The following is a 20,018-nucleotide window of genomic DNA, read 5'->3' as shown; positions in this document are numbered from 1 at the left end:
AGGCAGCGTCGTTTCAAACCAGGCATTGAACAACAAACCTACTCTGGCCGAACCGGAGACATCGATATGAATTTCCAGCAGTTGCGCTTCGTGCGCGAAGCCGTGCGGCAGAACATGAACCTGACGGAAGTCGCGAACGTGCTGTACACGTCGCAGTCGGGCGTCTCGAAGCAGATCAAGGATCTCGAGGACGAACTGGGCGTCGACATTTTCATCCGGCGCGGCAAGCGCCTGACGGGGCTGACGGAGCCGGGCAAGGCCGTGCATCAGCTGATCGAGCGGATGCTGCTCGACGCGGAGAACCTGCGCCGCGTCGCGCGCCAGTATGCCGATCAGGACAACGGCCACCTCGTCGTCGCGACGACGCACACGCAGGCGCGGTACGCACTGCCGAAGGTGGTGCGCCAGTTCACCTCGGTGTATCCGAAGGTGCATCTCGCGCTGCGCCAGGGCAACCCGCAGCAGATCGCGCAGATGATCATCAACGGCGAGGCCGACATCGGCATCTCGACGGAAGCGCTCGACCGCTATCCCGACATCGTGACGTTCCCGTGCTATTCGTGGCATCACGTCGTGGTCGTGCCGAAGGGGCATCCGCTGGTGGGCCGCGAAAATATCACGCTGGAAGAGATCGCCGAGTATCCGATCGTCACGTACGACCAGGATTTCACGGGCCGCTCGCACATCGACCAGGCGTTCGCGAAGGCAGGCGCGCTGCCCGACGTCGTGTTGACGGCTATCGACGCCGACGTGATCAAGACGTACGTCGAACTCGGCATGGGCATCGGCATCGTCGCGGCGATGGCCTTCGATCCGAAGCGCGACACCGAACTCGTCGCGCTCGACACGCAGCATCTGTTCGAAGCGAGCACGACGCGCGTGGGCTTGCGCAAGGGCGCGTTCCTGCGTGCCTATGCGTACCGGCTGATCGAGATGTTCGCGCCGCAACTGCACGAAGCGGATATCGCGAGCCAGTTGCGCGAAGCGGCCTGAGATAGCGGGGCGTTTGCACGCGAGCAATATGGCGAGCCGTACGGCGAGCCGTATGGCGCGCTTCATATAGAGGCTCGCGTTTTCATCGATGGCGGCGGCGGGCGCATCGCTTACAATCGCCGCCATGAATACTTCTACTTCTTCATCGCGCGCGCTGCCGCGCATCGCCGTGCTCGCAACGGGCGGCACGATCGCGGGCGCCGCGCCCGACGCGACCAATACATCGGGTTATCAGGCGGGCGTCGTCGGCGTCGGGCAGTTGCTGGCCGCTGTGCCGTCGCTGGCCGGCGTCGCGAACGTGCAGGCCGAGCAGGTCGCGAGCGTCGACAGCAAGGACATGGCGCTCGCGCTGTGGGGCACGCTTGCGCAGCGCATCAATACGCTGCTGGCTTCCGATAAAGTCGACGGCGTGGTTGTCACGCATGGCACCGATACGCTCGAAGAAACCGCTTACCTGTTGCATCTGAGCGTCAAGAGCGACAAGCCCGTCGTGCTGACGGCGGCGATGCGGCCGTCGTCGGCGCTGTCGGCCGACGGCCCGCTGAATCTGCTCAACGCCGCGATCGTCGCGGGAAGCGCCAAGGCGCGCGGGCAGGGCGTGCTGGTCGCGTTCAACAACCGCATTCACAGCGCGCGCGACGTCGTGAAGACGAGCACGTATGCCGTCGATGCGTTCCAGTCACCGGAAATCGGCGCGCTCGGCTGGGTGCAGGACGGGCGCGTCGAGTTTCAGCGCAGCGTCGTGCGGCCGCATACGGGAGCGACGCCATTCGTGGTCGATTCGAACAGCGCGGCATGGCCGTTGGTCGAGGTCGTGACGAGCTATGCGGGCGTGTCGCGCGTGGCCGTTGATGCGCTCGTTTCGGCGGGCGTGAAGGGCATCGTGGTCGCAGGCACGGGCAACGGCTCGATTCACGCGACGGTGCAGACGGCGCTCGCCGAGGCGGCGGCCAGCGGCGTTGCAATCGTGCGGTCGTCGCGTGTCGGTTCGGGGCACGTGATGCGCAACGGTGCAGCCGCCGACGATGCGCTTGGCTTCGTCACGGCAGGCGCGCTCAATCCGTACAAGGCGCGCGTGCTGCTGATGCTGGCGCTTGCGGCGGGCCATACGACGCCCGCTGCATTGCAGCAAGTCTTCGATACGTACTGATTTCTTCCGCATCACAAGACGACGCGATCGTTCCTTGCGGATATCACGCGTCGCGCGCTCACATTCCCTCGCCTGAAAGCCTGCTTCGCGAATGCCGCGCGGCAGGCATTCGTTCAGACGTTTGCCTGAAGATCGTCTATAACAGTCAGTAGCCCGGCGCACAGCTTCAGACGGCATGGCAAACGGGTTCCGTTGCACTTGCAACGGCTTGCGATGCCGTCCCACGTTGCACCAATTCCGTTCATGTCTTTCGAGTACCCGTCGTTGCAGGTTCAACGAACCGCATCAGAATGACAGGAGACAGTCCGATGAACGCATCCCTGAAGCTTTTGCCGCTCGCCGTCGGCGCAGCCTTCGCGATCCTGCCCGCTGCTTACGCCGCACAGGACAACGTGGAGACGTTGTCGAACTTCAAGACCACGGGCAACACGAAACCAGCCGAAACGGTGCCGCAGACGGGTTCGCGCGCCGACGCGCTGCGCGAGAACCTGAAGGCGATCAAGCTGCCGCCCGGCTTCAAGATCGAACTGTATGCCGTCGTGCCCGAGGCGCGCGCGATGACGATCGAGCCGTCGACGGGCGTGGTGTTCGTCGGCACGCGCAAGGATCGCGTGTGGCAGGTGACGGACCGGACCAAGCGGCGCGTTGCTGACGACGTGGTCCAGTTCGCGAGTTCGGTTACGTTCAAGGTGCCGAACGCGGTGTGTTTCTCGCCGGATGGCGTGCTGTACATCGTCGAGCAGAACCGCGTGCTGGCGTTCCCTGCCGCGCAGTTCTTCGGCGAGGGCGGTCCGGACGTGGCCGCCGCTGTCGTCGTGCCGCAGGGCAAGCTGATTCCGCCGCAGTTCGAGAGCTTCAACCATGGGGCGCGCTATTGCCGCGTCGGGCCTGACAAGAAGCTGTACATCGCGCTCGGCCAGCCGTGGAACGTGCCGCCCAAGGACAAGCTCGCCGAGCTCGACAGGAATGGACTCGCGGGCATCATCCGCCTTGATCAGAACGGCAAGAATCGCGAAGTGTATGCCCATGGGGTGCGTAATTCGGTGGGCCTCGATTTCAATCCGAAGGACAAGTCGTTGTGGTTCACCGACAACCAGGTGGACGGCATGGGCGACGACATCCCGCCTGGCGAACTGAATCACGCGACGAAGGCGGGCGCGAACTACGGATTCCCATGGTATGGCGGCGGGCATGTGCGCACGGAGGAATACAAGGACCAGACGCCGCCTGCGGGCGTGGTGTTCCCGGTGGTCGAATACGCGGCGCACGCGGCGGATCTCGGCATGTCGTTCTATACGGGCAAGATGTTTCCGGAGAAGTATCGGGGCGGCATCTTCGATGCGGAGCATGGTTCGTGGAATCGCACGAAGCCGGTTGGTGCGCGCATCATGTTCACGGCTGTCAAGGATGACGGCTCGGTCGGGGAGACCGAAGTTTTCGCGGAAGGTTGGTTGACGCCGAATGGTGAGTACATGGGACGTCCCGCCGATGTGCAGCAGTTGCAGGATGGGTCGTTGCTCGTATCCGATGATTACGCTGGCGCGATTTACCGGATTTCGTACGCGAAATGAAGCGTTCTTTTTTGCTACCGCTGGCGGTTGCGCTCGCTGTTTCAGGGTTCGCCTGTGCAGCGAATGCAGCCGATATCGCGAAGGGGCGCGCCAAGGCTGTGCAGTGCCAGGCGTGTCATGGGATGGATGGCATCGCCAAGATTCCTGAAGCGCCAAATCTGGCCGGGCAGAATGAGGACTATCTGATCAAGGCGCTGAAGGACTTCAAGTCGGGCGCGAGGCAGAATGACATGATGTCGCTGGTCGCGAAGCCGCTGTCGGATGATGATATCGCTAATCTGGCGGCGTTTTATCATAGCCTTCGGTGAGGTTTTTTTTGTCTGCGACGCTGTGGGGCCTATGCGGTGGTGCTGTGTGGGCGCCTTTGCGGCGCGGGCGGTTTTGGGTTTGGTTTTCGCTGGCATCCGCGATGCGTTAGCTTGCTTCACGCGTCGCCCCTGTGCGGGGCGGCACCTACTTTTCTTTGCCGCCGCAAAGAAAAGTAGGCAAAAGAAAGCGGCTCACACCGCCAGCCCTTGACCTTTGTCCACGGGCCCCCAACGTCCCCACACTTCACACGCCCGTGCCCTGGGTAGTGCCCGTTGCCAGCGCGCCGAATAAGCGCCTCACCCGCTTCAAATATCCGTACCCGGTCAAGCGGCAGCGAATGGCATATGCCGCCCAGGTGGCAAACTGTGTGTAGGTTGTCGCGTCGTATAGCCTGGCGCTCTTACCGGGTGGGGCGCGTGCGCAATCGGTCTGGAGTGAAGCGTGTGGAGCACCGAGGGCCGACACACAGTTTGCCACCTGGGCGGCGGTGGACTGGCTGGCGCGGCATGCCGAAACGCGGGTGCTTGAAGTGGGTGAGGCGCTCATTCAGAGCGTTGGCAACGAACGTGTGTCACGTGATTGCCGTGTGAAGCGTAAGAACCTTTGGGGGCCCTCAGGCAAGAACATGGGCTGGCGGTGTGAGCCGCTTTCTTTTGCCTACTTTTCTTTGCGGCGGCAAAGAAAAGTAGGTGCCGCCCCGCACAGGGGCAACGCTTGAAGCGCGCTAACGAATCGCGGATGCCAGCGAAAACCAAACCAAACCAAACCAAACCCAAAACCGCCCGCGCCGCAAAGGCGCCCACACAGCACCCACCGCATAGGCCCCACAGCGTCGCAGACAAAAAAACCAAAAACCAAACCACAGCAGGACACCCGACGATGACGTCTGACCGACCAAGGCTTCCCCGTCATCGCCGGGTGCCGCTGCGGACCCCACTTGCCGCTCTCAGCCCAGAGCGACATGATTTGCCCGATCCGATGCGTGCCGCGCGCCGGACCAGGCGCCCCACTTGTATGCCGCCGTGATCAGGTACACGGCAGCCGTCGTTGCATCAGAAAAGCGTCACAGGCTCGCTCAAGCCGCTTTCTGATCAGCAGCAGGTGCCTGCGCGACCTCAAAATTCGCCATGATTTCGAGCGCGCGAACCATCGCCGAGTGATCCCATGCCTTGCCGCCGTTCGCCGCGCACACACTGAACAGTTGCTGGGCACTCGCCGTATGCGGCAACGCAATGCCAAGCTTGCGCGCGCCATCGAGCGCGAGGTTCAGGTCCTTCTGGTGCAGCTCGATCCGGAAGCCAGGGTTGAACGTGCGCTTCGTCATGCGCTCGCCATGCACTTCAAGAATGCGCGACGACGCGAAGCCGCCCATCAACGCCTTGCGCACGCGCTCTGGATCGGCGCCCGAACGGGCCGCGAACAACAGCGCTTCCGCGACGGCTTCGATGTTCAGCGCTACGATGATCTGGTTCGCCACCTTGCAGGTCTGTCCCGCGCCGTTGTCGCCGATCAGCGAGATGTTCTTGCCCATCAGGTCGAACAGCGGCTTGGCCAGATCGAACGACTTTTGCGGCCCGCCGACCATGATCGTCAGCGTCGCATCACGTGCGCCGATTTCGCCGCCCGAGACCGGCGCGTCGAGATAGTCGCAACCCAGTTCATTGATCTTCTTCGCAAACGCCTGCGTGTCGAGCGGCGAGATCGAGCTCATGTCGATCACGAGCTTGCCCTTCGTCAGGCCCTTCGCCACGCCGTCATCGGCGAACAGCACGTTGGCCACGTCGGGCGTGTCGGGGACCATGATCACGACGATATCGGCCGCCTGCGCAACAGCCGTCGAATCAGCAACCGACGTGGCCGTTTTGGCGAGATCGTCCGGCACCGGGTACGCGCCATTGACGAACAGCGTATGGCCGCCCTTGATGAGATTGCGCGCCATGTGCGCGCCCATGATGCCGAGGCCGATGAAACCGATCTTTGCCATTGAATGTGTCTCCAGTAAATGAGGTTCGAAATGTGCTCGTGTGTGTCGTTGCAGTCAGGCGGCGATATCAGGCGGAGGCATGGGCGCGCTTCACGCCCGCGACGCTCTCCAGCCAGCCGAGGCCTTCCGCCGTCGTCGTGCGCGGCTTGTACTCGCAGCCGACGTAGCCCTGATAACCCAGCGAATCGAGCAGATCGAACAGGAACGGATAGTTGATCTCGCCCGTGCCCGGCTCGTTGCGGCCCGGGTTGTCGGCGAGCTGGATGTGAGCGATCTGCGCCAAGTGCTTCTTGATCGTCGCGGCGAGCTCGCCTTCCATCCGTTGCATGTGATAGATGTCGTATTGCAGGAACAGATTGTCGGAGCCGACGGCCTGAATCACATCGAGTCCTTCCGACGAGCGGTTCAATGCGAAGCCCGGAATGTCGTACGAGTTGCACGGCTCGACGAGCAGCCGGATGCCTTCGTTCTTCAACGCGGCGGCAGCAAAGCGCAGGTTATCGACGATCGTCGCGCGCGCCTTGTCGGCATCGACACCCTTCGGAATGCCGACGAGGCAGTTCAGTTGCGGCACCTTCAACGCCTTCGCGTATTCGATCGCGCGGCCCACGCCTTCCTGAAACTCGCCGACGCGATCCGGCAGCGAAGCGATCCCGCGTTCGCCCGCTTCCCAGTTGCCGGCGGGCAGGTTGTGCAGCACGAGCTTCAGCTTGTTCTGCGTGAGCCGCTCGGACAATTCAGCGATCTGATACGGATACGGGAAAAGAAACTCGACAGCGTCGAAGCCCGCGTCGGCGGCCGCTGCGAAGCGGTCGAGGAACGGGACTTCGTTGAACAGCATCGTGAGATTCGCGGCAAATTTCGGCATGTTGCTTTTTCTCTCTGGTCGGTCAAATTGAACAGCACGGCGCGGGCGGATGCGTTTCGCTGGAAACGCGTCCGCCCGGATGAGGCGGGTAAAACACTCAGTCGCGATCAGTCGAGCAGGCTGACGGCGCTCGGTGCATCGGCGCGGCTTACCGCGAGTTCTTCGAACTCGTTGATCGCGTCGATCTCGGCGCCCATCGAAATGTTCGTCACACGCTCGAGAATCACTTCGACGATCACGGGCACGTTGTACTCAGAGAGCATCGACTGCGCTTTTTCGAGCGCGGGCTTGATCTCTTCCGGCTTGAACACGCGGATCGCCTTGCAGCCGAGGCCTTCCGCCACCGCGACGTGATCGACGCCATAGCCTTCGAGTTCCGGCGCGTTGATGTTGTCGAATGCGAGCTGCACGCAGAAGTCCATGTCGAACGCGCGCTGCGCCTGGCGGATCAGGCCCAGATACGAGTTGTTCACGACCACATGCACGTACGGCAGCTTGAACTGCGCGCCCACGGCCAGTTCTTCGATCATGAACTGGAAATCGTAGTCGCCCGACAGCGCGACGATGGGGCGCTGCGGATCGGCGGCACGCACGCCCAGCGCTGCCGGAATCGTCCAGCCGAGCGGGCCGGCCTGGCCGCAGTTGATCCAGTTGCGCGCCTTGAACACATGCAGGAACTGCGCGGCGGCGATCTGCGACAGACCGATCGTGCTCACATAGCACGTATCGCGGCCGAACACCTTGTTCATCTCTTCGTACACGCGCTGCGGCTTGATCGGCACGTTCTCGAAGTGCGTCTTGCGTTGCAGCGTGCGCTTGCGTGTCTGGCATTCCTCGACCCATGCGCTGCGGTCTTTCAGCTTGCCCGCTGCCTTCCATTCCTTCGCGACTTCGACGAACAGTTCGAGCGCGATCTTCGCGTCGGACACGATGCCGAGATCCGGGCCGAACACGCGGCCGATCTGCGTCGGTTCGATATCGACGTGCACGAACTTGCGGCCCTTCGTATAGACCTCGACGCTGCCCGTGTGACGGTTCGCCCAACGGTTGCCGATGCCGAGCACGAAGTCGGAGGCGAGCATCGTCGCGTTGCCGTAGCGATGCGACGTTTGCAGGCCAACCATGCCTGCCATCAGCGGGTGATCGTCGGGAATCGCGCCCCACGACATCAACGTCGGGATCACGGGCACGCCGACCGTTTCGGCGAACTGCACGAGCAGGTCTTCAGCGGCGGCGTTCAGCACCCCGCCGCCCGAGACGATCAACGGCTTCCCGGAGTCGTTGAGCAGCGTGAGCGCGGCTTCGATCTGCTTGCGCGTTGCAGCGGGCTTGTAGATGGGCAGCGGCTCGTAGGTGTCGATGTCGAACTCGATTTCGGCGAGTTGCACGTCGATGGGCAGGTCGACCAGCACGGGGCCGGGACGGCCCGAGCGCATCAGGTGGAACGCCTGCTGGAACACGCGCGGCACGAGAGCCGGTTCGCGCACCGTGACGGCCCACTTCGTGACGGGCTTGGCGATCGATTCGATATCGACGGCCTGGAAGTCTTCCTTGTACAGACGCGCGCGCGGCGCCTGGCCGGTGATCGCGAGAATCGGAATGGAGTCGGCGGAGGCGGAGTAGAGGCCCGTGATCATGTCGGTGCCGGCGGGGCCCGACGTGCCGATGCACACGCCGATATTGCCGGGCGCTGCACGCGTATAGCCTTCGGCCATGTGCGATGCGCCTTCAACGTGGCGCGCCAGCACGTGACTGATGTTGCCTGCCTTGCGCATGGCCGAGTAGAACGGGTTGATGGCGGCGCCGGGAACGCCGAAAGCCGTGTCGATGCCTTCTTTTTCGAGCACGAGCACCGCTGCGTCGACGGCTCTCATCTTGGCCATGAATGTCTCCTGGAAGTCTGTAAAGCGGATGGGTGTTAGGCACACTTTAAGACTGCATCTAAGGTTTGATAAGATCATTCACGGTCGCTTATTCCAAAACAAAAAGTATGGAATGGGACGGGCGCGCGTGACCGCGTGCGCAGACGGGAGACGCCCGCGCCACGGGCTTGTGGAGACGAAGATGGACCGCTTCAAACAGATTGAGACGTTCGTGCGCGTTGCCGACGCGGGCAGTCTTGCTTCGGCGGCGCTGGAAGAGGGCGTGTCGCCCGTGATTCTTGGGCGGCGGATCGACGCGCTCGAAAAGCGCCTGGGCGTCAAACTGATGTACCGGTCGACGCGCCGGCTGGTGGTCAGCGAAGAGGGCGCGGCGTTTCTCGAGCGCTGCCGCGGGTTGCTCAGCGAGTGGGACCAGGCGGAAAACGAGCTGATGGCGGGGCGGCGCTCGGTCAATGGGCATCTGATCGTATCGGCGCCTGCCGCGTTCGGGCGTAAGCATGTTGCGCCGCTCGCGCCTGAATTTCTGAAGGACAAGCCTGAATTACAGGTTTCGTTCAATCTGACCGACCGCGTCGTCGATCTGGTGCGTGAGGGCTACGATCTGTCGATCCGTATTGGTGGCGCGGTCGATCCGAACTTTGTGGCCGTCAAGCTGGCGACGAACCGGCGGGTCGTGTGCGGGACGCCTGAGTATTTTCGTCAGCATGGCAAGCCGAAGACGCTCGAGGATTTGCCGGCGCACAATTGCCTCGCGTTCAATCTGCAAGGCGGGCAGAACCGCGGCTGGTATTTCCGGCGCAATGGCAAGCTGACGACGGTGCGGGTCGGTGGGACGCTGGATTGCAATGATGGCGAGCTGCTGCATCGGTGGGTTTCGGAAGGGCTCGGGCTTGGCTGGCGCTCGACGTGGGAGATCGATCAGCAACTCGCGAGGGGCGAGCTCGAGACCGTGCTCGATGAATATGCGCTGCCTGATTACGACATTCTTGCGGTTTATCCGCAGCAGCGGTATGTGCCCGCTAAAGTGAGGTATTTCATTGATTATCTTAAAGAGGTTTATGCGCGGCCTGATTACTGGGTGAATGCGGGGTGAGGTAGGGTTTTTTGCCTTTCGGTTGGGGGCGTGGGTTTGCTGTTATTCGGGGGGGCTTTGCGCTTTGCCTTGGCCTTTTCGCTGGCATCCGCGATGCGTTATCTAGCTTCACGCGTCGCCCCTGTGCGGGGCGGCACCTACTTTTCTTTGCCGCCGCAAAGAAAAGTAGGCAAAAGAAAGCGGCTCACACCGCCAATTCTTGACGTTTGCCCACGGGCCCCCAACGTCCCCACGCTTCACTCGGCAACGCCCTGGCTGGTGCCCGTTGCCAACGCTTTGAACAGGCGCCTCACCCACTTCGAATTCCCGTAGCCGGGCAAGCGGCAACGAATGGTATATGCCGCCCAGGTGGCAAACTGTGTGTAGGTTGTCGCGTCGTATAGCTTGGCGCTCTTACCGGGTGGGGCGCGTGCGCAATCGGTCTGGAGTGAAGCGTGTGGAGCACCGAGGGCCGACACACAGTTTGCCACCTGGGCGGCGGCGAACTGTCTGGCGCGGCATGCTGAAACGCGGGTGCGTGAAGCGGGTGAGGCGCTCAGCAAGAGCGCTGGCAACGAGCAGGAATGATGTGATTGCCGTGTGAAGCGTAAGAACCTTTGGGGGCCCTCAGGCAAGTATTAGCGCTGGCGGTGTGAGCCGCTTTCTTTTGCCTACTTTTCTTTGCGGCGGCAAAGAAAAGTAGGTGCCGCCCCGCACAGGGGCGACGTGTGAAGCACGCTAACGTAACGCGGATGCCAGCGCAAAAGCGAGCATACCGAAACGTCGGTACGACAAAACAAAGCAGCCATCGCAAGAGCAAAAAGCCCGAACACCGTCGCCCGCGCCGCAAAAGGCGTAACACTTAAGCGCGCACGCGACCTTAGCGAAGGCAAAGCGCATCGCAGATAGCCGCAAGCCCCAAACGAAAAACAAATAAACCGAACCCCTACCCAACCACAATCGTCCCATTCATCGTCTCATGCCCCGACCCGCAAAAGATGTCGCACAAAAAATCGACAGTCCCAGCGGGACCGGCCTGCGCCGGCAGGCGCACCACAGCCCCAGGCGGCACATCAACCCGCACGTTGTACTGCGGAATAGCGAACCCCATAACGGTATCCACCGCGGTCAGCTCAAACACAACATTCTCATGCGGCGCGAGCTTGATCTGATTCGGCGTGAACACGAACTTGCGCGCACTGACCTTGATGACGCGCGGCTCGGCGGCGCGCACGTCGAAATGTCCCGCGGCGGTCAGCACCGCGCCCATCGCGACCAGCGTAAACAGCCGGCGGCGCTTGCTGTCGACTGCAAAAGTCTGCATGGCGGTCTCCCCGTTATGACGTCCTGATCGGCATTTCATCGAGCGCAAGCGCACCCGATGGCCTCGCGACCTGCACCTGCCGCCAGCCCAGCCCGCGATACGGCGCGGACGCGTCCCACGGTACCGGCAGCTTCTTGGGCTGCGACATCGCGGCCGGCAGCGGAAACATCAGCGAACGCGCCGCGTGATGCGCAATGTTGCCCGTCACCATGTGATGCTCCTGATGGATGTGGCCATAGAACACGGTCACGTTCTTGCGCCGGCTCAACACGTCGATCACCTGCGCGCCGTCCCGCGTCGCCCAGTCCCATTGCGGCGCGAGATCGAACAGCGGCCGGTGCGTGAAGACGACAATGCGCGCGTCTTGCGGCTGCTTGTCGATATCGGCTGCGAGCCACGCGATCTGCTGCTCGCCGACGCGGCCCGCCGGGTCCGATACGTTGTCGATCGTGATGAAGTGCACGCCCTTGTGATCGAACGTGTAGTGCGTCTGCCCGAAGTGCTCCTTGTACGCCGCGCCAGCATCGAGGCTCGCGTCGTGCTCGCCCGGCATCAGATACAACGGCTTCACCTTCAGTTGCGCGATGATCTGCTGGAACTGGCGCATGCGTTCGTGGCGCAGCGCGCTGTCGTCGGTGGTGTGCGTCAGGTCGCCCGTGAAGATCACGAAATCGGGCGGCGACGGCAGCGCGTTGACGGCTGCAATCGCCTTCGGCAGCGTGCCTTTCGAATCGGGATTCACGCCGGGGCCTTCAAAGCCCCAATGCGCGTCCGACAACTGGACGAAGTAGAAATCGTCGTCGCGTCCATACGTGAAGCCGGGCAACGCGGATGCAAATGCCGCGCCGCCGACGGCCGCAAGGCGCAGAAAATCGCGCCGTTTCAGACATTTCAGATTGCTGTGCATGGTTCGCCTCGCGAGTGAGTGACTCATTTGCTGTACCGCGAGGCCATGCTTTCTATTCCCGCTTTATTTTCACGGCAGGTGCGAAAACCGGGAATAAACTGGACGCGAGACGGGTTTTGCAGCCGTGAAGTCTGGGCAAGCCTGGAGGCGATCGGTGAATGAGACCGGAAAACATGCTGGGGGCGACGCGCGCGCCGAGGCCGCGCGCAGTCTGCGCTTTCAGCAGATGGCGCTGCCGCATCTGGATGCCGCGTACAACCTTGCGCGCTGGCTGTGCGGCAACGGACACGACGCCGACGACGTCGTGCAGGAAGCGTTCATGCGCGCTTACCGTTTCTTCGACACGTTCCACGGCGAGACCGCGCGGCCCTGGCTGCTCGCGATCGTGCGGCGCACGTGGTACACGGAATGGCGCAGGCGCTCGGGCGGCGTCAACGCGGCGATCGAGTTCGACGAGAACCTCGACGATGAGACGTTCGAGGGCTGGAGCGCGAACTCGCCCGACCCGGAAGCGCTGCTGATCCGCGATGAAAACACGCGGCTCGTGCACGAGGCGCTGGAAATGCTGCCTGTCGAATACCGCGAGGTGCTGATCCTGCGGGAACTGGAAGAGTTGAGCTACCGCGAGATCGCCACGATTGCGGATCTGCCCGTCGGCACCGTGATGTCGCGGCTCTCGCGAGGGCGGCGCAAGCTCGCGACGGCGTTGACGTCGTTGCAATCGAAGGGCAGCCCGCGGCCGAAAGGCGGCGCGCGCGATGGGAGCGCCGCGCAGCGCCCGCCGGACGGGGCGGACGATGTGCCGGGCGCGCGGCCAGCCATGCGCGCATCGGCCAGAACCGAGGGGCCGTCCCGTTTGGCGCACGCCGGCAGCGGGGCGCCGCCCGGCGTCGCGCCCGATACGCCACGTAAAACCGAAAGCGGCTGGATGCCGCGCGCTCCCGGCGCGTTGCCGGGCGGACTCGCACAGGAGGCGCCAGATGGACTGTAACGAAGCACGGCCGCTTCTCGATGCGAATGCGGACCACGAACTCACGCCGCCGCAATCACGCGACGTGCAGCGGCATATCGAAAGCTGCGAGGCATGCCGGAGGGAAAGCGAGATGGTACGGGCAATGAAGGGCGCGGTGCGCTCGGCCAACTACTATCGCGCGCCGGATGAACTGCGCGCGAAGATCATGGCGGCGCTGCCGCCGACCGGGCTTGCCACGCCGCAAGGGGCGGCGCGCGACAGCGACCTGCGGCCCGAGCCGCGTGCGAGGCAGCGCAAAGGCTGGTTCGACTGGGTGCGGCTGCCCCAGCTTCCGAAAGGTGGCGGCTTCGGCCCGCTGGCGGGCGAGGGCGCGGGCGGCACGATGAGCGGCGGCTGGCACACGGGCGCGGCGTGGCGCGGCGGTCTCGCGCTCGCGTTCTGTGCGCTCGTCGCCGCGGGCATCGCGGTGACGCTGCACCGAACGGGCGAACCGATGCCGCTCGTCGACGAACTGGTGGCGAGCCACGTGCGCGCGCAGCTTTCGGGGCACGATATCGACGTGGTGTCGACGGATCAGCATACGGTCAAGCCGTGGTTCAACGGCAAGCTCGATTACGCGCCGCCCGTCGAGGATCTCAGCGCAAGCGGTTTTCCGCTCGCAGGCGGACGGCTGGACTACGTGGGACATCGGCGGGTGGCCGTGCTGACGTACCGGCATGCCAAGCACGTGATCGACGTCTACGTGATCCCCGAGGACGACCGCGCGGCCGGCAAGCCGGGCGCGGCGATCGTGCAGGACGGTTATGCGGTGGCGCGCTGGCGCGACGACGGCATGATGTGGTGGGCCGTGACGGACGCCGCGCCCGAGTCGCTGACGGCGTTGCAGGCCGCGCTGACGGCCCGGCTGCACGGCGCGGAGCCGGGAGCGCCTTATTCCGGCAGTTGAGGCCGGCTGGGGGCGACTGAGGGCGACTGAGGGCGGCTGGGGGCGGCTGAGGGCAACTCAGGGCGCACGAGGGCATTCGAAAGGCGGCTGGCGGCGTGTTTTTGTGCCGCCAGCCACCCTAAATCATTGAAAACACGCCCGAATCTCGCAAATGGCGCTTGCATTATCTTGCAAACAGCGCCGATTCAGGTTATATTCTTCGGCTTCTCACTTGCCACACCGGTTCGACGCCCGGGTGGCTTCTATCCATAAGTCAGCACAAGGAGTGAACATGCGTCATTACGAAATCGTATTCATCGTGCACCCCGATCAGAGCGAGCAAGTGCCCGCCATGATCGAGCGTTACAGGTCGACGATCACGTCGCACGGTGGCCAGATCCACCGCATCGAAGACTGGGGCCGTCGCCAACTGGCCTACATGATCGAGAAACTCGCGAAGGCTCACTACGTCTGCATGAACATCGAATGCGACCAGACCACGCTCGACGAACTGGAACACGCGTTCAAGTTCAACGACGCCGTTCTGCGTCACCTCATCGTCAAGATGAAGAAGGCCGAAACCGGCCCGTCGCCGATGATGAAGGAAGTGCAGCGCGAAGAAGCCAAGAAGGCGGCTGCATCGCAGCCGACGGAAGCGCAGGCTTAAAGCAGAACCCTTAAGCCATCAGAGTCACGCGGCGCGCTCTCACTCAGCGTCCGTAAAAGGAAGCGATGAACCGGCTGCAACTCACGGCGAGCGTCGTCGAACGCGAAATAGTGCGGTACACCCCCGCCGGCGTTCCGATTGCAGGCTGTACGTTGCAACACCGCACGCAGGTCGTCGAAGCGGGCATTGCCCGAACCGTCGAACTGATCATGCAGGCGGTCGCGGCCGGTGAGGCGAGCGGCAAGCTGGAGCGGGTTGAAATGGGCGTCGAAACGCTCTTCACCGGCTTCCTGGCGAAGAAAAGCCGCAACGCGCGAACTCTGGTGTTTCACATCACAGAATTGCAGGACATTGGAAAGGACTGAACATGCCCCGCCCGACTGGTAAGAAATTCGACAAGCGTCGTCAGCAACAAAACCCGCTCTTCAAGCGCAAGAAGTTCTGCCGTTTCACGGCTGCAAACGTCGATCAGATCGACTACAAGGACATCGATACGCTGAAGGACTTCATCGGCGAAAACGGCAAGATCACGCCGGCACGTCTGACGGGTACCAAGGCCCACTATCAGCGCCAGCTCGACACGGCGATCAAGCGCGCACGTTTCCTCGCGCTGATGCCGTACACCGATCAGCACAAGGCCTAACCGGACGACGTCACAAGGAGCATCCGAATGCAAATCATTCTTCTCGAAAAAGTTGTGAACGTCGGCAACCTGGGCGACATCGTCAAGGTCAAGGACGGCTATGCACGTAACTTCCTGATCCCGAACAAAAAGGCACGCCGCGCCACGAAGGAAGCCATCGCTGAATTCGAAGTTCGCCGCGCAGAACTGGAAAAAGTCGCAGCAGAAAAGCTGTCGGCTGCTCAGGCACAAGGCGAAAAGCTGTCGGGCCTGACGGTTCAGATCGCGCAGAAGGCTGGCGTCGACGGCCGTCTGTTCGGCTCGGTGACGAACGCCGACATCGCCGAAGCACTGGGCAAGCAAGGCTTCGCAGTTGAAAAGGCGCAAGTGCGTCTGCCGGAAGGCCCGCTGAAGATCGTCGGCGACCATCCGGTTCACGTCTCGCTGCACACGGACGTCACGGTTGACGTCACCGTGTCGGTGCTGGGCGAGCACGTCTAAGCCAGACAGAAAGTCAGATCGCCAGGCAGTTGCTGGCGTCAATGACGTAAAGGGCAGGGGCCGGGAAACCGGCCTCTGCCTTTTTTATTGGCCGCAACGGCTTTGCCGCGCGCTGCGGCGGTTCGATTTTCAGGATGCTATCCCGCCGTCTCACTTTGCCTGATAATTCCACCCCATGAACGCACCGTCGAAAGATCCTCAAATCGAGTCGCTGAAAGTCCCGCCCCATTCCATCGAGGCCGAGCAATCGGTGCTGGGCGGTCTGCTGCTCGACAACGCCGCATGGGACCGCATTGCCGACTTCCTCTCGCAAAGCGATTTCTACCGCTACGACCACCGCCTGATTTTCGAGCACATCGGCAGGCTGATCGCGTCGACGCGTCCCGCCGACGTCGTGACCGTCTATGAAGCGCTGACCACATCCGGCAAGGCCGAAGAGGTCGGCGGGCTGGCGTATCTGAACGCGCTCGCGCAGAACACGCCGAGCGCGGCGAACATCCGGCGTTATGCGGAAATCGTGCGGGATCGTGCGGTGCTGCGCCGGCTGGTGTCCGTGGCCGATGAAATTTCCGCGGACGCGTTCAATCCGCAGGGCAAGGAAGTCCGCCAGCTGCTCGACGAAGCGGAATCGAAGGTGTTCTCGATTGCCGAAGACGGCGCGCGCGGCACGCAGGGTTTCCTCGAAATCGGGCCGTTGCTCACACAGGTCGTCGAGCGCATCGATACGCTGTACCACACGGCCAACCCGAGCGATGTGACGGGTACGCCGACGGGCTTCGTCGACCTCGACCGGATGACCTCGGGCATGCACGGCGGCGAACTGATTATCGTGGCGGGGCGCCCGTCGATGGGCAAGACGGCGTTCTCGATGAACATCGGCGAATACGTGGCCGTCGAATATGGTCTGCCCGTCGCGGTATTTTCGATGGAAATGCCGGGCACGCAGCTGACAATGCGTATGCTCGGCTCGGTCGGCCGGCTCGACCAGCACCGCATGCGGACCGGGCGCCTGACCGACGAAGACTGGCCGAAGCTCACGCACGCTGTCCAGAAAATGAGCGAAGCGCAGATTTTCATCGACGAAACAGGCGGTCTGAACCCGATGGAACTGCGCTCGCGGGCGCGGCGTCTGTCGCGCCAGTGCGGCAAGCTCGGCCTCATCATCATCGACTATTTGCAGCTGATGAGCGGCTCATCGTCCGGCGAAAATCGTGCGACGGAAATTTCGGAAATCTCGCGTTCGCTGAAAGGCCTCGCCAAGGAGCTCGACGTGCCTGTGATCGCGCTGTCGCAGCTGAACCGCGGTCTCGAACAGCGCCCGAACAAGCGGCCGATCATGTCCGATCTGCGCGAATCGGGTGCAATCGAACAGGACGCCGACGTGATCCTGTTCATCTACCGCGACGAAGTCTATAACCCGGACAGCCCCGACAAGGGCACTGCCGAAATCATCATCGGCAAGCAGCGTAACGGTCCGATCGGACCCGTTCGGCTCACGTTCCATGGGCAATTCACGAAGTTCGACAATTTTGCGGGCGCACAGAATTTCTACGGCGGCGAGTAGCACACTCTGCGCAAACGGGGGTGCCGGGTTGCACCTGCCGTTGCGCGCGCGCACAAAACACGGCGCCGCGTCACACCCGGAATGGTCCGGAACGGTACAATATTGCGGTTTTATGACAGCCTCACCGTGACCATTTTCTGGGACCCCAATGTTCGGTCGATTCATGCCCACCGAGGGCAAATTCTTTGAAATCTTCAACGCTCACGCGAAACACATCGTCTCCGCGAGCCACGAACTCGAACTGTTGATCGACAACCTCGGCGACGCCGAGATCCACAAGCAAAACGTGCAAACGGCCGAAAAAGCGGCCGACAAACTGACGCACGAAACCATCGATCTGCTGCACAAGACTTTCATCACGCCGCTCGACCGCGACGAAATCCACAAGCTGATCACCACGATGGACGACATCCTCGACCTGATGGAGGACGTCGCCACGGCCATTTCGCTGTACGACGTGCAGGCGGTGACGTCGGAAGCGAGCCAGCTCGCGCATATCTGCACGAAGACCTGCGAGCGCGTGCAGGCTGCCGTCGCCATGCTGTCGGACATGAAGCAGGCGCGCGAGATCCTGAAGGCGTGCGAAGACATCGACCGTCTGGAGTCGGACGCGGACCGCGTGCTGCGCTCGGCGATGTCGAAGCTGTTCCGCGAAGAGGACGACGTCAAGACGCTGATCAAGCTGAAGGCGATCTACGAGCTGCTCGAGTCGATCACCGACAAGTGTGAGGACGTGGCGAACATCATCGAAGGCATCGTGCTGGAAAACGCCTGATGCATTCGATACAACTCGCCATCTGGGCGGTCGCGACGCTCGTGGTCGTCGCGCTCGTTTTCGACTTCATGAACGGCTTCCACGACGCGGCGAACTCCATCGCCACCGTCGTCTCGACGGGCGTGCTGAAGCCGCAACAGGCCGTCGCGTTTGCCGCCGCGTTCAACGTCATCGCGTATTTCATCTTCCATCTTAAAGTCGCGCAAACGGTCGGCAAGGGCACGATCGACCCCGGCATCGTCGATCACTACGTCGTGTTCGGCGCGCTGGTCGGCGCGATCGGCTGGAACATCGTCACCTGGTACTACGGCATCCCGTCCAGTTCGTCGCACGCGCTGATCGGCGGGCTGGTGGGCTCGGCGCTCGCGAAATCCGGCTGGGCCGCGCTCAACTGGGACGGGCTGCTGAAGACGGTCACGTTCATCATCGTGTCGCCGCTGCTCGGCTTCGTGCTTGGCTCATTCTTCATGCTGCTGGTGTCGTGGATCTACTTCCGCACGCCGCCAAGCAAGGTAGACCGGCGTTTCCGGCGCCTGCAACTGGTGTCGGCGGGGCTGTACAGCCTTGGCCACGGCGGCAACGACGCGCAGAAGACCATCGGCATCATCTGGATGCTGCTGATCGCGACGGGCTACGCGTCGGCGGGAGGCGACGCGCCGCCGCTGTGGGTGATCGGCGCATGCTACCTGTCGATGGGCCTGGGCACGCTGTTCGGCGGCTGGCGCATCGTGCGGACGATGGGGCAGAAGATCACCAAGCTCAAACCCGTCGGCGGCTTCTGCGCCGAGGCAGGTGGCGCGATCACGCTGTTCATCGCGTCGTTCCTCGGCATTCCCGTATCCACCACGCATACGATCACGGGTGCGATCGTCGGTGTCGGCGCGACGCAGAAGCTGTCCGCCGTGCGCTGGGGCGTCGCCGGCAATATCGTCTGGGCGTGGGTGCTGACGATTCCCGCTTCGGCCGCGCTCGCGGCGGCCGGCTGGTGGCTCGGCCACCGCTTCCTGTAAAGCGGCTTAAAAACGGCGCGCCGCGTTCAGATCAGCGGCGCGCTGCCTCCATCCATCGGGACTATCGCGCCCGTCACGTAACTCGCGCGGCGGCTCGCCAGAAACAGCGCAACGTCCGCTATCTCCTCCGGTTTCGCGAAACGCCCGAGCGGCACGCGCGCCTCGCCGCGCGCCTGCGCTTCGGCGGCTTCGATTCCTTCGCGCGATGCTTCGAGTTGCAATGCTTCTTCGACACGTTCCGTCAACGTCGAGCCCGGATTGATCGCGTTGATGCGGATGCCATATCGCGCGTAATAGTGCGCGAGGCCGACGGTGGCAAGCATGAGCGCCGCGTTGGCCGCGCCGCCCGCGATATGGATGTCGCTCGCGATCTTGCCGCCCATGCCGATGATGTTGACGATCGTGCCCGGTTCCTTCGCCGCGCCGGACTTGACGCGTTCGGCCATGCGCCTGAGCACTTCCTGCTGCGGATAGATATACGGGAAGTACTTGGCTTCCATCGTCGCCTTGAAGGCTGCCGCGTCGAGCGATTCGGGGTCATAGCGGCGCGCGGCGCCCGCGCTGTTGATCAGGATGTCGATCGGGCCGACGGCGCTCGTCGCTTCCTCGACGACGTCGGCGGCGCTATGCGGCTCGTGCAGATCGGCGCGGGTCAGGTGGACATGCAGCCCTTCGCTGGCAAGCTGCTCGCGGGCGCGGGCGAGGTTGGCGGGATCGCGCGACACGATCGCGACTTTCGCGCCTTCCATGGCGAACGCCCGCGCGCACGCGAGTCCGATGCCCTTGCTGCCGCCTGTTATCAGAACCACTTTGTCTTTGAGCCCGAGATCCATCGTTGTCACCCGCCGTTAGGGAAATATCGTCAAAAGATAGCAGAGGTGCGGCGGCGCGGGTGAATCGGCGCTCAACGGGCAGGGCCC

Annotated in this window: 20 protein-coding genes; 14 read left to right on the top strand and 6 right to left on the bottom strand. The window is 62.9% G+C overall.

The window, feature by feature from the left end:
- The first annotated feature begins 66 nt into the window (after positions 1-66).
- The 4 genes from C2L66_RS08595 (at position 67) to C2L66_RS08580 (ending at position 4,022) form a co-directional block, all read left to right on the top strand.
- The gene (locus tag C2L66_RS08595) at positions 67-993 is read left to right on the top strand and encodes a CysB family HTH-type transcriptional regulator (protein ID WP_054930359.1); all 927 of its coding nucleotides are present in this window, start codon (positions 67-69) and stop codon (positions 991-993) included.
- 124 nt (positions 994-1,117) lie between these two features.
- Entirely contained in the window at positions 1,118-2,143 is a 1,026-nt protein-coding gene (locus tag C2L66_RS08590; RefSeq protein ID WP_060602647.1) for an asparaginase, read from the top strand.
- 308 nt (positions 2,144-2,451) lie between these two features.
- Positions 2,452-3,714, top strand: a complete 1,263-nt coding sequence (locus tag C2L66_RS08585) for a PQQ-dependent sugar dehydrogenase (protein WP_060600671.1) — start codon at positions 2,452-2,454, stop codon at positions 3,712-3,714.
- Positions 3,711-4,022, top strand: coding sequence for a c-type cytochrome (locus C2L66_RS08580; protein WP_060600674.1), 312 nt, complete (start codon positions 3,711-3,713; stop codon positions 4,020-4,022). The genes C2L66_RS08585 and C2L66_RS08580 overlap by 4 nt, the downstream gene beginning before the upstream one ends.
- 1,076 nt (positions 4,023-5,098) lie before the next feature.
- On the opposite strand, the gene C2L66_RS08575 is transcribed toward C2L66_RS08580, so the two are convergent.
- The 3 genes from C2L66_RS08575 to gcl all read right to left on the bottom strand — a co-directional run bounded on the left by C2L66_RS08575 (position 5,099) and on the right by gcl (position 8,758).
- Positions 5,099-6,007: a 2-hydroxy-3-oxopropionate reductase gene (locus C2L66_RS08575; protein WP_054930366.1), complete on the bottom strand. Its 909-nt coding sequence runs from the start codon at positions 6,005-6,007 to the stop codon at positions 5,099-5,101.
- A 67-nt stretch (positions 6,008-6,074) separates the two neighbouring features.
- A complete protein-coding gene (gene hyi, locus C2L66_RS08570) occupies positions 6,075-6,875 on the bottom strand; it encodes a hydroxypyruvate isomerase (RefSeq protein ID WP_054930367.1) in 801 nt (266 codons plus the stop codon).
- A gap of 107 nt (positions 6,876-6,982) precedes the next feature.
- On the bottom strand, positions 6,983-8,758 hold the full coding sequence (gene gcl, locus C2L66_RS08565) for a glyoxylate carboligase (RefSeq protein ID WP_060600677.1): 1,776 nt from the start codon (positions 8,756-8,758) through the stop codon (positions 6,983-6,985).
- 181 nt (positions 8,759-8,939) lie between these two features.
- Between gcl and C2L66_RS08560 the strand changes: the two genes are divergently transcribed.
- The gene (locus C2L66_RS08560; protein ID WP_060602650.1) at positions 8,940-9,851 is read left to right on the top strand and encodes a LysR family transcriptional regulator; all 912 of its coding nucleotides are present in this window, start codon (positions 8,940-8,942) and stop codon (positions 9,849-9,851) included.
- A gap of 925 nt (positions 9,852-10,776) precedes the next feature.
- Here the strand turns inward: C2L66_RS08560 and C2L66_RS08555 are convergent.
- Positions 10,777-11,154: a cupredoxin domain-containing protein gene (locus tag C2L66_RS08555; protein ID WP_060600679.1), complete on the bottom strand. Its 378-nt coding sequence runs from the start codon at positions 11,152-11,154 to the stop codon at positions 10,777-10,779.
- Between the two features lie 13 nt (positions 11,155-11,167).
- Complete coding sequence (locus tag C2L66_RS08550; protein ID WP_054930371.1) at positions 11,168-12,061, bottom strand: metallophosphoesterase family protein; 894 nt, start codon at positions 12,059-12,061, stop codon at positions 11,168-11,170.
- Between the two features lie 154 nt (positions 12,062-12,215).
- Here C2L66_RS08550 and C2L66_RS08545 point away from each other — a divergent pair, with 154 nt between their 5' ends.
- From C2L66_RS08545 to C2L66_RS08505, 9 genes are all read left to right on the top strand, one after another.
- Entirely contained in the window at positions 12,216-13,052 is an 837-nt protein-coding gene (locus C2L66_RS08545) for an RNA polymerase sigma factor (protein WP_060600682.1), read from the top strand.
- Positions 13,042-13,980 carry an anti-sigma factor family protein gene (locus C2L66_RS08540; RefSeq protein WP_060600685.1) on the top strand — a complete coding sequence of 313 codons (939 nt, stop codon included), beginning with the start codon at positions 13,042-13,044 and terminating at the stop codon, positions 13,978-13,980. Before C2L66_RS08545 ends, C2L66_RS08540 begins: the two co-directional genes overlap by 11 nt.
- A gap of 271 nt (positions 13,981-14,251) precedes the next feature.
- On the top strand, positions 14,252-14,626 hold the full coding sequence (gene rpsF / locus C2L66_RS08535) for a 30S ribosomal protein S6 (RefSeq protein ID WP_060600688.1): 375 nt from the start codon (positions 14,252-14,254) through the stop codon (positions 14,624-14,626).
- A 65-nt stretch (positions 14,627-14,691) separates the two neighbouring features.
- On the top strand, positions 14,692-14,991 hold the full coding sequence (gene priB / locus C2L66_RS08530) for a primosomal replication protein N (RefSeq protein WP_036004962.1): 300 nt from the start codon (positions 14,692-14,694) through the stop codon (positions 14,989-14,991).
- 2 nt (positions 14,992-14,993) lie between these two features.
- Entirely contained in the window at positions 14,994-15,269 is a 276-nt protein-coding gene (gene rpsR / locus C2L66_RS08525; protein ID WP_036004965.1) for a 30S ribosomal protein S18, read from the top strand.
- 27 nt (positions 15,270-15,296) lie between these two features.
- Positions 15,297-15,749, top strand: coding sequence for a 50S ribosomal protein L9 (gene rplI / locus C2L66_RS08520; protein WP_054930374.1), 453 nt, complete (start codon positions 15,297-15,299; stop codon positions 15,747-15,749).
- 175 nt (positions 15,750-15,924) lie between these two features.
- A complete protein-coding gene (locus C2L66_RS08515) occupies positions 15,925-17,313 on the top strand; it encodes a replicative DNA helicase (protein ID WP_054930375.1) in 1,389 nt (462 codons plus the stop codon).
- Between the two features lie 148 nt (positions 17,314-17,461).
- Positions 17,462-18,088, top strand: a complete 627-nt coding sequence (locus C2L66_RS08510) for a DUF47 domain-containing protein (protein WP_054930376.1) — start codon at positions 17,462-17,464, stop codon at positions 18,086-18,088.
- Positions 18,088-19,098 carry an inorganic phosphate transporter gene (locus tag C2L66_RS08505; RefSeq protein WP_054930377.1) on the top strand — a complete coding sequence of 337 codons (1,011 nt, stop codon included), beginning with the start codon at positions 18,088-18,090 and terminating at the stop codon, positions 19,096-19,098. The genes C2L66_RS08510 and C2L66_RS08505 overlap by 1 nt, the downstream gene beginning before the upstream one ends.
- 26 nt (positions 19,099-19,124) lie before the next feature.
- On the opposite strand, the gene C2L66_RS08500 is transcribed toward C2L66_RS08505, so the two are convergent.
- Positions 19,125-19,931, bottom strand: coding sequence for an SDR family NAD(P)-dependent oxidoreductase (locus tag C2L66_RS08500; protein WP_054930378.1), 807 nt, complete (start codon positions 19,929-19,931; stop codon positions 19,125-19,127).
- Positions 19,932-20,018 lie beyond the last annotated feature (87 nt).

This window comes from Paraburkholderia caribensis (genome assembly GCF_002902945.1).
In the GTDB taxonomy this organism is placed as follows: Bacteria; Pseudomonadota; Gammaproteobacteria; order Burkholderiales; family Burkholderiaceae; genus Paraburkholderia; species Paraburkholderia caribensis.
This window is presented reverse-complemented; position numbering and strand designations above follow the sequence as displayed.

Coding starts and splice junctions, on each gene's coding strand:
- C2L66_RS08595 (WP_054930359.1), top strand. CDS start 67: ATGAATTTCCAGCAGTTGCGCTTCGTGCGCGAAGCCGTGCGGCAGAAC.
- C2L66_RS08590 (WP_060602647.1), top strand. CDS start 1,118: ATGAATACTTCTACTTCTTCATCGCGCGCGCTGCCGCGCATCGCCGTG.
- C2L66_RS08585 (WP_060600671.1), top strand. CDS start 2,452: ATGAACGCATCCCTGAAGCTTTTGCCGCTCGCCGTCGGCGCAGCCTTC.
- C2L66_RS08580 (WP_060600674.1), top strand. CDS start 3,711: ATGAAGCGTTCTTTTTTGCTACCGCTGGCGGTTGCGCTCGCTGTTTCA.
- C2L66_RS08575 (WP_054930366.1), bottom strand. CDS start 6,007: ATGGCAAAGATCGGTTTCATCGGCCTCGGCATCATGGGCGCGCACATG.
- hyi (WP_054930367.1), bottom strand. CDS start 6,875: ATGCCGAAATTTGCCGCGAATCTCACGATGCTGTTCAACGAAGTCCCG.
- gcl (WP_060600677.1), bottom strand. CDS start 8,758: ATGGCCAAGATGAGAGCCGTCGACGCAGCGGTGCTCGTGCTCGAAAAA.
- C2L66_RS08560 (WP_060602650.1), top strand. CDS start 8,940: ATGGACCGCTTCAAACAGATTGAGACGTTCGTGCGCGTTGCCGACGCG.
- C2L66_RS08555 (WP_060600679.1), bottom strand. CDS start 11,154: ATGCAGACTTTTGCAGTCGACAGCAAGCGCCGCCGGCTGTTTACGCTG.
- C2L66_RS08550 (WP_054930371.1), bottom strand. CDS start 12,061: ATGCACAGCAATCTGAAATGTCTGAAACGGCGCGATTTTCTGCGCCTT.
- C2L66_RS08540 (WP_060600685.1), top strand. CDS start 13,042: ATGGACTGTAACGAAGCACGGCCGCTTCTCGATGCGAATGCGGACCAC.
- rpsF (WP_060600688.1), top strand. CDS start 14,252: ATGCGTCATTACGAAATCGTATTCATCGTGCACCCCGATCAGAGCGAG.
- priB (WP_036004962.1), top strand. CDS start 14,692: ATGAACCGGCTGCAACTCACGGCGAGCGTCGTCGAACGCGAAATAGTG.
- rpsR (WP_036004965.1), top strand. CDS start 14,994: ATGCCCCGCCCGACTGGTAAGAAATTCGACAAGCGTCGTCAGCAACAA.
- rplI (WP_054930374.1), top strand. CDS start 15,297: ATGCAAATCATTCTTCTCGAAAAAGTTGTGAACGTCGGCAACCTGGGC.
- C2L66_RS08515 (WP_054930375.1), top strand. CDS start 15,925: ATGAACGCACCGTCGAAAGATCCTCAAATCGAGTCGCTGAAAGTCCCG.
- C2L66_RS08510 (WP_054930376.1), top strand. CDS start 17,462: ATGTTCGGTCGATTCATGCCCACCGAGGGCAAATTCTTTGAAATCTTC.
- C2L66_RS08505 (WP_054930377.1), top strand. CDS start 18,088: ATGCATTCGATACAACTCGCCATCTGGGCGGTCGCGACGCTCGTGGTC.
- C2L66_RS08500 (WP_054930378.1), bottom strand. CDS start 19,931: ATGGATCTCGGGCTCAAAGACAAAGTGGTTCTGATAACAGGCGGCAGC.